Here is an 11,723-nt window from a genome sequence, read left to right as displayed (position 1 = left end):
AGAAGCTTTTTGAGATTGACTTTCCGGTATGCGCTCTCCTATTGAGATATTTTATAAAATAAATACCTACATGATATTTGTGGTTGTGAGAATTGGATTTTACTTTTTAGGGGATAGCTGTCACGGTTTGTCGTGGTTACCCGTTAGTTCACGAGAAACTTCCTGCCACCTTTAATATAGAGGCCGGGGGGGAGATTTTGGGGTGAAACGACGCGGCCGTCAAGCGTGTAAATCGTCTGCTTGTTTTGCGCATCGGTATTCGTAAGGTGAGCTATATTTGATAAGTTCGGATCGATGTAGGCAAACGAGATCAATCCATCTTGTTCTTTAATTCCGAAGATGGGCCTTTCGGTCATTCCTGTGTACCACTTCATGGCGGGAACTGTCGTACTCGTAAAGTCCGTTTTTTGAGATAAGCCGGGAAAGAAGTCGCCTTTATACATATCCACTCCCGTGGCAGTCTTGTTGTTTTGCCACTCTCCGTCGGCCGGGATAACCGTGTAGCGCAAATGGTTGGGATCGTTGTTGGGCGTGTTGTTGTACCAGCGGTTGTTGTCGTAGTCCACGTGGTAGATCAACAGCCCATGGCCGAAATTAGAGCTGAACCAATTGCTTTCCTGGCGATTTTCCAAGATGAAATATTCCAATCTGTTTTCAGGGTTTCTGATGATGTAAGCCTTGGGATGAGGAGAAACGCCGGTTTCGTGCAGTTTTCCGAGAATCTTGTGTCCGGGTTTGTCTGTGAGTTCCTCAATGGCCAACCATCCGAGTACGCTGCGCTGATAGGCTGAATAACCAACGGGGCGATAACCGTTTCCGCGATATTGTCCATAATCCATGATGTCATGAAAGTCCGGTGTTTGCAAATATCCTTTTCCTGTATTGGTATTATAAGCATCGGGTAGTCCCAACGCATGCCCCAACTCGTGACACAACACTCCGATTCCATCCAAATGAGTACTTTCGACAATGGGATTGCCAAAACTGTCTTTTTCAAATGTGCCATTGTTCTTTTTATAAGTATTCATCAGCTCATTTCCGATGAAGTATCCGGCAAAACGAAGTTGATTGGCTTCAATCGAATATTCTCGAAAATGTGCCCATAAGTAATTCTCGCTACCGGTTTCGAATGAATTGTGCTCTCCTGCTCCGGCATAGAGCAATACGACCAATGGAACGTGGTTGTTTTCGACGAAAGGTTGAAAATCGACTCCTTTTGCAATTGCCGTCGTGATCATTTCCTTATACAGATCTATGGTATGTATTCCGCTGCTGCTGCCCGAGTTTTTTCCATAATACTCTCGTTTGTTTTTGGCTTTGAATTTGCCTACTATCTTAAAGTTAGGAACGAAATTGCCGTAGCTTTGTTGTATGAAATAATCTCGAACGCAGCCTCTTCCGGAGCGGTGGTGTTTAAATCCGGGGTGGTTGAAAAGGCTGTCTATTTTCAGTTCTGTATGTTCTTTCTTAAATTCCACGTCTTGAAATTCGACCATGATTACCGGGATGCTGTGTTCGCCGATGCTGTTGAGTATGCCCAGCGATCGTTGTCCGAACTTACCCAACCCATCTGCAGTGGAAGCAGAGAGTGCACGAGTCGAAGGAATATGTCGTTGTGAGCAACATCCGGCATCTTCTTTTCCGATCGGCGATTTGCGGAAGGGAGGTGCAACGGTCGTTTCGTCAAGCTGTTGTCGGTCGGTGGAGGGGGCGGCCGATGTGCCCAAAGCATGTTGCGTACAAAAGAGAACAGCGAAAAGAAAGTATAAACGAGAAAAGTTCATGGTTTTTTATTGAATGTAAAAATGATGCGAAGAAAAAGGGAAAAATAAGCCAACAGCAGAGCAGCTCCCATGGAAAAGAACACCTCAAAGAGAAAAATCCACCAAGGTTGAGGAGAAAAATCTCCGGCAAAAGCAGATTGTGCCGAAGCGATTTTTCCCAAGGTGAGGACAACTATGGGTAAAAAGGTCACCATACTTACCATTCCCGCTAAGATGAGGGAGAAAGTAATGACGGCCGTTTTTTTTGCGTTCGACCAAGTGCTTTTATTTTTTCCAAACATCGGTTCTGCGGCCGACAGTTCGGCCACAACCGACAGCGTTTTTCGGTGCGATCGGACGGCAGTGAAGATCAGAGCGGCAGTTCCGACGGCGAGCCATATTGCCGCTCCGATGTCGAAAGGAGTGGATTTGATGATTTCCAACCAAGAATTTTCGTCGTTTTTCGACAAGCAGACAGGAACAATCCATGCGACCAATAATTCAATAAATCCGGTCAGAAAAAGAGCTGTCGCAGCCGCCATGGCCGTATAATCTCGCCAAAGTTTTTTTATCCAATAAACATCTTGCCGAAGCAAAATTCCGAATGCGGTTTTCAACTCTTTCATTTATAAAAAAGCAAATGGTTCAACTGCAAAGTTAGGCAAAATATTGTACCTTTGCATTATGGATACTCAAAATATTATTAAATGGGGCTTCATTGGCTGCGGAGAAGCAACGGAAAAGAAGTTTTTGCCGGCTTTTTCGACGCTTGTCGATTCTAAGATCATGGCTGTCATGAGCCGCAAGGAGGAGCGTGCCAAACGCTTCGCGGGCAGGTATCGCATACCTCGGTGGTACACCGACGCACAAAATTTGGTGACCGATCCCGATGTCGATGCCGTTTACATTGCAACGCCGCCCTCCACACACGCCACTTATGCCCTGATGGCTTTGAATGCCGGAAAGGCCGTCTATGTGGAGAAGCCGTTGGCCACGCACTACGACGACTGTTTGCGCATCAATCGTGTTTCGGCCGCCGTTCGCAAGCCTTGTTTCGTGGCCTACTATCGTCGCTATCTGCCCTATTTCATGAAAGTGAAAGAGTTGGTCGATTCGGGTGCGATCGGCAAAATGCTGACGGCGCAAATACGTTTTGCCGTTCCTCCTCGCGATTTGGACTATAATTCCTCGGATTTGCCGTGGCGGCTGCAACCCGATATTGCCGGCGGCGGCTATTTCTATGATTTGGCTCCTCATCAGCTCGATTTTTTGCAACAGCTGTTCGGCCCCATTGTTGAGGCGCAGGGCTTCAAGGCCAATCGCGGCGGCCTTTATTCCACGGAAGACACCGTGAGTGCTTCGTTTCGTTTTGCCGACGGCATGCCGGCTTCCGGCGTATGGTGTTTTGTGGCACACGAGAGTGCGAAAGAAGACAGAATACTGCTGATCGGAGAGCGCGGACAGATTTCTTTTTCGGTCTTCACCTATGCCCCGATCCATTTGCAAAACGAAGAGGGCAGCCGACATATCGGGGGGGAAAATCCCGAACATGTGCAGTTTCCGCTCCTTCGCGAGATCGTAGACCACCTGCAAGGTAAGAGCATTTGCAGGTGCGACTCGGTGAGCGCGACGCCTACGAATTGGGCTATCGACCGCATTCTTGGCAAAATATAGTTTTCAGACAGGCAGCAAGAGCAAACAAAAGTGTTTGTTTTTCGTGCTTCTGTTCCCTGTATTACAGAGAAATGAGTAAATTTGCACGAGTTTTTACGAACGGAGAGCCAAGCTCGTTCTCCGCAAAGCATTGTTATCTCGATTATGGAATTAGCAACAAAATACGCCCCCGAAGAAGTGGAGGGCAAATGGTATGACTACTGGCTGAACCACAAACTTTTCAGTTCAAAACCCGATGGGCGTGAGCCTTATACGATTGTGATCCCCCCTCCCAATGTGACGGGAGTTTTGCACATGGGACACATGTTGAACAACACCATACAAGACATTCTTGTGCGTCGCGCCAGAATGGAGGGCAAGAATGCCTGCTGGGTGCCGGGCACCGACCACGCCTCCATTGCCACCGAGGCAAAAGTCGTGAATAAGCTCGCGCAGCAAGGCATCAAAAAGCACGACTTGACGCGTGAGGAGTTTTTGAAACATGCTTGGGAGTGGACGGAAGAACACGGAGGCATCATTCTCAAACAGCTTCGTCGCCTCGGTGCGTCGTGCGACTGGGATCGCACGGCCTTCACCATGGACGAAACCCGCTCGGAGAGCGTGTTGAAAGTCTTTGTTGATCTCTACAACAAAGGCTTGATTTATCGTGGCCTGCGCATGGTGAACTGGGATCCGAAGGCACAGACGGCACTTTCCAACGAGGAGGTGATTTATCGCGAGGAGAAGAGCAAACTTTACTATCTCAAATATTATGTTGCCGACGACAACGGACAGGCAACGGGTGAAGAGGGAGAGGTCATTCATCAAGACGCACGCGGACGTTATGCCGTTGTGGCCACCACGCGCCCCGAAACCATTATGGGCGACACGGCCATGTGCATCAATCCCAAGGATCCCAAAAACGGCTGGCTGAAAGGACAAAAAGTGATCGTTCCTCTTGTCGATCGCGCCATTCCCGTCATCGAAGACCGCTATGTGGACATCGAGTTTGGAACGGGATGTTTGAAAGTCACTCCCGCCCACGACCCCAACGACTATGTTTTGGGTAAAACCCACGGGCTCGACACCATCGACATCTTCAACGCCAACGGCACGCTCTCCGAAGCCGCCGGCCTCTATGTGGGCATGGATCGCATGGAGGTCCGCAAGCAGATTGCCGCCGATCTCGAAGCTGCGGGCTTGCTCGAAAAGGTGGAAGACTACGAAAACAAAGTGGGCTATTCCGAACGCAATGCCGACACCGCCGTAGAGCCTCGTCTGTGCATGCAGTGGTATCTGAGCATGCAGCACTTTGCCGATCTTGCCCTGCCGCCCGTTATGAACGACGAGTTGAAGTTTTATCCGTCGAAATACAAGAATATTTACAATAATTGGCTCTCCAACATTCAAGACTGGTGCATCAGCCGTCAGCTCTGGTGGGGACACCGTATTCCGGCCTATTACCTCACTGCCCCCGATGCCGAAGTCGAGGAATTTGTTGTGGCTGTCACTCCCGAAGAAGCCTTGCGCCTTGCACGAGAGAAAACAGGGCGTGCAGACTTGGAAATGTCCGATTTGCGCCAAGACGAAGCCGCTCTTGACACATGGTTTTCTTCGTGGCTTTGGCCGTTATCCCTGTTTGACGGCATCAACAACCCCGACAGCGAAGAACTGGCCTACTATTATCCCACAAGCGATTTGGTGACCGCTCCCGACATCATTTTCTTCTGGGTGGCACGCATGATCATGGCCGGCTACGAGTACACAGGCAAAATGCCTTTCAAAAATGTATATTTCACCGGCATTGTTCGCGACAAGCTCGGTCGGAAAATGTCAAAATCCCTCGGAAACTCTCCCGACCCTCTCGATTTAATCGACCAATACGGAGCCGACGGTGTGCGCATGGGCATGATGCTCGCTGCACCGGCCGGAAACGACATTTTGTTTGACGAAGCTCTCTGCGAACAAGGTCGCAATTTCTGCAACAAAATTTGGAATGCCTTCCGCCTCGTGCAGGGCTGGCAGGTGAGCGACGAGTTGAAGCAACCCGAAACGGCGCGCTTGGCCACACAGTGGTTTGGCGCACAACTGCGAAAGAGCGCGGCCGAAATGGCAGACCTCTATTCCAAATATCGTCTTTCGGAGGCCTTGATGGAAGTCTATCGCTTGTTTTGGGACGAATTCTCGTCGTGGTATCTCGAAATGGTGAAACCGGCCTATCAGCAGCCCGTCGATCGGGCTACCTATGAGGCCACTATCGGATTTTTCAACGATTTGCTGCATTTGCTGCATCCGTTCATGCCCTTCATTTCCGAAGAACTTTGGCAACACATCAAAGAGCGCAAAGATGGCGAAAGCATCATGGTGTCGTCGCAAAACATATCGAGTCCTTTGCCCGAAGACGCCGCACTCATTGCCGACATGGAAAGGGTGAAAGGTGTGGTGACGGGAGTGCGTGCCGCACGTGCACAAAAGAACATTTCGCCGCGCGAAGCCTTGCCGCTCACCATTGTCGGCACCAACGAAATCGCCGCCTACGACAGCCTTGTTCGCAAAATGGGTGCCGTCAGCGAAATGCTCACTGCCGCGGAAGTTGGCGGTGCGGGCTATTCCACTTTCCTTGTGGGCACGCAGCAATATGCCCTCTATTTGGGAGACGTGGTCGATGTGGAAGCCGAAAAAGAAGCGGCACGCGCCGAACTCGAACACTTGCGTAAGTTCTTGAAAAGCATTCAGGGCAAACTTTCCAACGAGCGTTTCCTTGCCGGAGCTCCCGAAGCCGTAGTGGCCATGGAGCGCAAGAAAGAGGCTGATACCTTGGCCAAAATCGCAGTGCTCGAAGCCAAACTCTGATTTGATTTTGTCGTCCGACAAGCATTTACCTCCTCTCTGATGCCGCCTCTTGTTCATGCAGAGCAAAGCAGGCGCGTTTTCCGTCGGACGGGGAAGAGGATATGTGCTTGTCGGATTTTTTTCTATCTCCTTGCAATATCGTTTCGGTTGTTTGGGGCTTCGTTTTGCGCCTCCCGATGTGACTTGCTTTTTTGACGGCCGCGTCCGAAAGGCTTGCGCAAAAAACTACAAGCCACTTAGAAAATTCCGGTTGGGCAAGTAGAATTTTCTACTCGTTACCTTTTTTCGCCTCCTTTTATCGAGTGCAGATAGCCGGCCATACCCCGCGATGCCAAGCCCTCTGTTTTGCCGCATGCGCAGGCTACCCGATTGGTGGAAAACAAGCGAAACGCACCCTCTACACTCGAAACCACCCGATCGTATTTTCGGAAAAAATAAAGAATAAACCTTTGCAGAACCATGATTTCCATACTCATACCTACCTACAACTTCAACTGCCTTCGATTGGTCACGGATTTGCAGCAACAATGCGAAGAGGTGCAGGCGCAGTTTGGAGCGGAAGTTTTTTCTTATGAAATCATTGTGGCCGATGATGCCGGAACGGACGAAAGCATCATCGAGAAAAACGAACTCATCGAGCTTTTGCCGGGGTGCAGATATGTGAGAGGCGAAGAAAACGTGGGGCGTGCACGCGTGTGCAATCGTTTGTTTGACCAAGCGGCTTATGATTTTTTGTTGCTCATCGACGCCGACGCCGAAGTTTGCACCGACGACTTTATCCAGACCTATTGGCAACGGCGCGAGCAGGCCGACGTGTTGGTCGGAAGCATACGCACGCCCGACAAAGCACCGACCGGACACGAACTGCGTTTGAAATATGAATGGGCGGCCGAAAAAATAAGAACGGTGGAATATAGAAACGAGCAACCGGCCGCCCACTTCTCGACGTTCAACGTCATGTTCGCCCGAAAGGTGATCGAATGTCATCGCTTCGACGAACGCTGCACCGAATACGGCTATGAGGATGCCTTGCTCGGACTGACGATAACCGAAAACGGATTTTCGATTTTGCACATCGAAAATCCGCTCTTGCACACGGGTATCAATAGTAATAAAAGTTTTCTTGGCAACTCCGAAACGGCACTCCGCACTCTTGCCAAACTGGGAGAGCCGATGACGCTTCATGCTCATGTGTCCGTGGCACACAGACGATTGCAAACTTATGGGTGGGCAGGGATTTTTGCGCTTTTCTTTTCGCTCTTTGCTCCTCTGCTCAAAAAAAATCTGCTTTCCCGACATCCTTCCCTCCTTTTGTTCAAACTCTACAAACTGGGGTATTACGATCGGGTGGTGCGTCAGCATTGAGCATTCAGCTCGATGCGAAACGTAGTGCCGATGTTGGGGGCGGAGTTTTTGACGTATATTTTTCCGTGGTGGTATTCCTCTACAATTCTTTTGGCCAACGACAACCCCAAACCCCACCCCCTTTTTTTGGTGGTGTAGCCGGGTTTGAAGATCGTTTGGTGGTCTTTGCGCGAAATGCCTTTGCCACTGTCTGCCACATCGACCATCATTTTTCCTCCCTCTCTAAAACATCGTATCTCGATCTTGCCTTCGCCCGACATGGCGTCGATGGCATTTTTGCACAACACCTCGACAACCCATTCAAACAAGGGCGGCGAGATGAGGGCTTCGTCGTGTCCGGTGTCGCAGGTGAGGTGTATTTTCACCTTGTCCGAAGTGCGCCGACCGATATAGGTCATGACGTTTTCCAGTATGCCCGACAATGCGACGGCTTGCAGTTCGGGCGCACTCCCGATTTTTGAAAACCGCTCGGCAATCATTTCCAAACGCAACACGTCGGTTTCCATTTCTTTGAGCAACTCGTCTTCGGGATAAGTTTCTTTCAACACTTCTACCCATGCCATGATCGACGAAATCGGCGTGCCCAGTTGGTGCGCCGTTTCTTTGGAAAGCCCCACCCACACTTTGTTTTGTTCTGCTCGTTTGGAAGAAAGGAGGGCAAACACGGCCACGGCGATGAAAAGCGACACAACGCCCAACTGAACGTAGGGATAGGTGCCCAAACGGCGTAGCATCAACGATTCGGTGTAGTAAATGTTGATGCAATCGCCTGCGCGTATGCCGGCCTCGTTGTCGGCCGTGAGCAGCATTTTCATGGTGTGCCCTCCCTCTTTCATGCGTTCCAGTGCCGTGGCGACGGCTGCCAAGGAGTCGGCCGTGGTCGGTGCTTCGATTTGCAGGTTGCGGGTGATAGTGACGTTGTCCTTGCCGTCGGTGACGATGACGGGAATGCTGTGGTTGCTGTTGATGACTTTCAACACGAGATTCAGATCCGTCGTTTCGTCTGCGCTCATCAATGAACGCATGGCTTCTGCCCAAACTTCCATTTTGGAGATTTCCTCGGCTTGCAAATCGCTGATGAGCTTGTGCGACACAATGAGGGAGAGGGTGGCGATGACGACGGCTGCTGCCACGAGTGCCACCTTCACTTTGCGGATGCTATTGATCCAATTCATGATTTATGGAGTCGATGTAAGACAGCACCTCCTCTCTCCCCTCGCCCTTTTCGCTGCTGGTCACAAAATGCGGAGGAAGCTCTTCCCATTGCCGTCTGAGGGTGTCGAGAAAGACGTCAATGTTCTTTTTCAGATCATTGCGTTTGTTCTTGTCGGCTTTTGTAAACACGATGGCAAAGGGTATGCCCTCTTCGCCCAACCATTCGATAAATTCGAGGTCGATCTGTTGCGGCGGAAGGCGCGAGTCGATAAGCACAAAGAGAGAGGTGAGCTGTTTTCTGTCGAGGACATAGTGTTCGATGAGATTGCGTAGTTTTTCCACATCCTTCTTGCCGCGTTTGGCATAGCCGTAGCCGGGAAGATCGACCAAGAACCATGCTTTGTTGATCAAGAAGTGGTTGATCAGCATGGTCTTTCCCGGAGTGGCCGAGGTCATGGCCAAAGCCTTGCGACCGGTGAGCATGTTGATCAGTGAGCTTTTGCCGACGTTGCTGCGTCCGATGAAGGCATATTCGGGACATTTCGGATCTTGCGGACATTGGTCGGCACGAGAAGAAGAGATGAAGAAATCTGCGGATTTAATGATCATGATTCATCGGATTGAGAAGGGATATGCAAACGGGGAAAGACAAAAATGCCTAAGATGATCGAAATCAGCACGCAATATTTGGGCGCGTCGGAATAAGCCGCGACAGAATAGAGCAGTGTGTTGAAAGGCAGAAGAAAAGCAAAGATTCCGATCTTTGCGGAAGTGAGAAAATGAACCGCTCTGCGTTGCGAGGAAGGCGGTTGGCACGACAGCCTGTTGCGAACGAACGGTATTTTTTCAAGACTCAGTGCCAAGTAGCAGCCGCCGAGCGTCAGGACAATGGAGGAAAGATTGATGCCGTAGAGCAGGGCGGGGGAGTTTCCGACGAGGTCATGTTCGCTGAAACAGAAATAGAGCAATCCGGAAACAACATAAGGCAGGCCATAAAACAATAACGTCCGCGAAGAAGAGGATAGGAACATGGCGAAAAAAGTTGGAAATTAGTTTTTCAAAATCACGCGATCAATAATGGAACGACCGAGGGTGACCTCGTCGGTGTACTCCAAATCGTCGCCCACACACACACCGCGAGCCAATACACTCATCGTGACGGGAGTTTCGGGCGAAGGAAGATGAGATAATTTCCGAGAAATATAAAAATTGGTGGTATCGCCCTCCATTGTGGGATTGAGGGCGAAAATCACTTCTTTGACAGTTCCGCCGGCTACTCTTTCCACGAGCGAAGAAATCTGTAAGTCGCCGGGGCCGACACCGTCCATGGGGCTGATGACTCCGCCCAAAACGTGATAAAGTCCTTTGAATTGCCCCGTACTCTCAACAGCCAATACGTTTTGAACATTTTCTACGACACAAATCACCGAATGATCCCGATGAGGGTGGCTGCAAATTTCGCAGATCTCGGTGTCGCTGATGTTGTGGCAGGATTTGCAAAACAACACCTCGTCGCGCAAACGAAGCAGGCTCTCGGCCAAAGCGTGGGTGCCCTTTGCATCTTTCCGCAACAAATGGAGCACGAGGCGTAAAGCAGTTTTGCGGCCGATGCCGGGGAGCTTCGACATTTCCGACACCGCCCGTTCCAAGAGTTTAGAGGGATATTGGTCTATTTTCATTGGGCAAAAATACAAAATCTTGCGAGAAATATATACTTTTGTACCCGATTTTTCGTTAAGACGATATGCAAGTATCCATAATCATCGTATCCTATAATGTCCGCCACTACCTGCGGCAGTGCCTCGACAGTGTTTTTCGATCGGCGGAAAGTGCCGGTGTCGAGTGCGAAATATTTGTGGTAGACAATCATTCTTTCGACGGTTCCGCGGAGTATATTGCAGCATCTTGTGCCGCTTATATGGACGGCCGGCATCCGTTGATACGATTATATATCATTGCCAATCGCCGCAATGTCGGTTTCGGACGTGCCAACAATCAAGCCGTTCGGCGGAGCACGGGGAAATATGTGTTGTTCCTCAATCCGGACACCATCATCACCGAACGTACACTTGCCGACTGCTTGCGCGAGGCAGAAAAAGAAGAACGTCTTGGTGCGATCGGGGTGAAGATGTTGCGCAGCGATGGGCGTTTCGCGTTTGAAAGTCGCCGCGGTCTTCCGACGCCTTGGACGGCATTTTGCAAAATGACCGGACTTTCCACACTGTTTCCGAAGAGCAAATGCTTCGGGAAGTATTATTTGAGATATTTGGACGATGAAAAAGTCACTCCGATAGAAATTGTCAGCGGGGCTTTTATGTTTTGCTCGCGAAAGGCTTTGGAAACTTGCGGAGATTTCGATGAAAGTTTCTTTATGTATGGAGAAGACATCGATCTTTCCTATCGTTTCTTGAAATCGGGCTTTCGCAATTTATATGTTCCCACGCCTATTTTGCACTACAAAGGGGAAAGCACGCACAAAAACAGTTTCCGCTATGTCCACGTGTTTTATCAGGCGATGCTCATCTTCTTCCGAAAGCATTTTCCGGCTTCTTCTTTGGCACTCTCCGTTCCGGTTCATGTGGCCATATACACACAGGCGTTTTTCACGTTGATCCGCCAGCAACTGCAAGCGTTTGCCCGTTATCTTTCGCCCGGACAATATCGCCGCCCGATCAGCGTGCTCTACATCGGGTCGGAGAAAAGCTATGCCGACATCGCAGGAAAGCAGGAAAGCTGGGGCATCAAGTTGTCTTATTCACCCACCATTCCCCGGCACTCCGATGCCAATATCGTGGCTTTCTCGGCCGAAACTCACAGCTACGAACAAATTTTGGATGTTATGAGAAACTCTGATCATCGTTCGCACATCGGAACTTATTTCGCCTCGACGGGGGTGCTCATTATGGGTAATGAAATCTACACATAAATCATCGG

General features: G+C 50.0%; 10 protein-coding genes. 4 read left to right on the top strand and 6 right to left on the bottom strand.

Annotated elements, in window-relative coordinates:
* Positions 1-143: 143 nt before the first annotated feature.
* Together EII14_RS01340 and EII14_RS01335 are read right to left on the bottom strand one after the other, a co-directional pair.
* Positions 144-1,784: a M6 family metalloprotease domain-containing protein gene (locus EII14_RS01340; protein WP_124930770.1), complete on the bottom strand. Its 1,641-nt coding sequence runs from the start codon at positions 1,782-1,784 to the stop codon at positions 144-146.
* The gene (locus EII14_RS01335; RefSeq protein ID WP_124930769.1) at positions 1,781-2,389 is read right to left on the bottom strand and encodes a hypothetical protein; all 609 of its coding nucleotides are present in this window, start codon (positions 2,387-2,389) and stop codon (positions 1,781-1,783) included. Before EII14_RS01335 ends, EII14_RS01340 begins: the two co-directional genes overlap by 4 nt.
* Before the next feature lie 58 nt (positions 2,390-2,447).
* On the opposite strand from EII14_RS01335, the gene EII14_RS01330 reads away from it, so the two are divergent.
* The 3 genes from EII14_RS01330 to EII14_RS01320 all read left to right on the top strand — a co-directional run bounded on the left by EII14_RS01330 (position 2,448) and on the right by EII14_RS01320 (position 7,634).
* Positions 2,448-3,437 (top strand): Gfo/Idh/MocA family protein, encoded by a 990-nt coding sequence (locus EII14_RS01330; protein ID WP_124930768.1) that lies wholly within the window; start codon positions 2,448-2,450, stop codon positions 3,435-3,437.
* Positions 3,438-3,581: 144 nt separating this feature from the next.
* On the top strand, positions 3,582-6,269 hold the full coding sequence (locus EII14_RS01325; protein WP_124930767.1) for a valine--tRNA ligase: 2,688 nt from the start codon (positions 3,582-3,584) through the stop codon (positions 6,267-6,269).
* Between the two features lie 459 nt (positions 6,270-6,728).
* On the top strand, positions 6,729-7,634 hold the full coding sequence (locus EII14_RS01320; RefSeq protein ID WP_124930766.1) for a glycosyltransferase family 2 protein: 906 nt from the start codon (positions 6,729-6,731) through the stop codon (positions 7,632-7,634).
* On the opposite strand, the gene EII14_RS01315 is transcribed toward EII14_RS01320, so the two are convergent.
* The 4 genes from EII14_RS01315 to recR are packed head-to-tail and all read right to left on the bottom strand — an operon-like array spanning position 7,625 to position 10,468.
* Entirely contained in the window at positions 7,625-8,809 is a 1,185-nt protein-coding gene (locus EII14_RS01315; protein ID WP_124930765.1) for a HAMP domain-containing sensor histidine kinase, read from the bottom strand. The two genes, EII14_RS01320 and EII14_RS01315, sit on opposite strands and share 10 nt — an antisense overlap.
* Positions 8,793-9,398: a ribosome biogenesis GTP-binding protein YihA/YsxC gene (gene yihA / locus EII14_RS01310; RefSeq protein ID WP_124930764.1), complete on the bottom strand. Its 606-nt coding sequence runs from the start codon at positions 9,396-9,398 to the stop codon at positions 8,793-8,795. The genes EII14_RS01315 and yihA overlap by 17 nt, the downstream gene beginning before the upstream one ends.
* On the bottom strand, positions 9,395-9,820 hold the full coding sequence (locus EII14_RS01305; RefSeq protein WP_124930763.1) for a hypothetical protein: 426 nt from the start codon (positions 9,818-9,820) through the stop codon (positions 9,395-9,397). Before EII14_RS01305 ends, yihA begins: the two co-directional genes overlap by 4 nt.
* An 18-nt stretch (positions 9,821-9,838) precedes the next feature.
* Positions 9,839-10,468 (bottom strand): recombination mediator RecR, encoded by a 630-nt coding sequence (gene recR, locus EII14_RS01300; protein WP_199733845.1) that lies wholly within the window; start codon positions 10,466-10,468, stop codon positions 9,839-9,841.
* Positions 10,469-10,533: 65 nt separating this feature from the next.
* Here recR and EII14_RS01295 point away from each other — a divergent pair, with 65 nt between their 5' ends.
* Positions 10,534-11,715 (top strand): glycosyltransferase family 2 protein, encoded by a 1,182-nt coding sequence (locus tag EII14_RS01295; RefSeq protein ID WP_124930762.1) that lies wholly within the window; start codon positions 10,534-10,536, stop codon positions 11,713-11,715.
* Positions 11,716-11,723: the final 8 nt, after the last annotated feature.

Source organism: Alloprevotella sp. OH1205_COT-284, from assembly GCF_003859795.1.
In the GTDB taxonomy this organism is placed as follows: Bacteria; Bacteroidota; Bacteroidia; order Bacteroidales; family Bacteroidaceae; genus Alloprevotella.
Note: the sequence above shows the minus strand (reverse complement) of the source record. Positions and strands in the feature narration are given on the sequence as shown.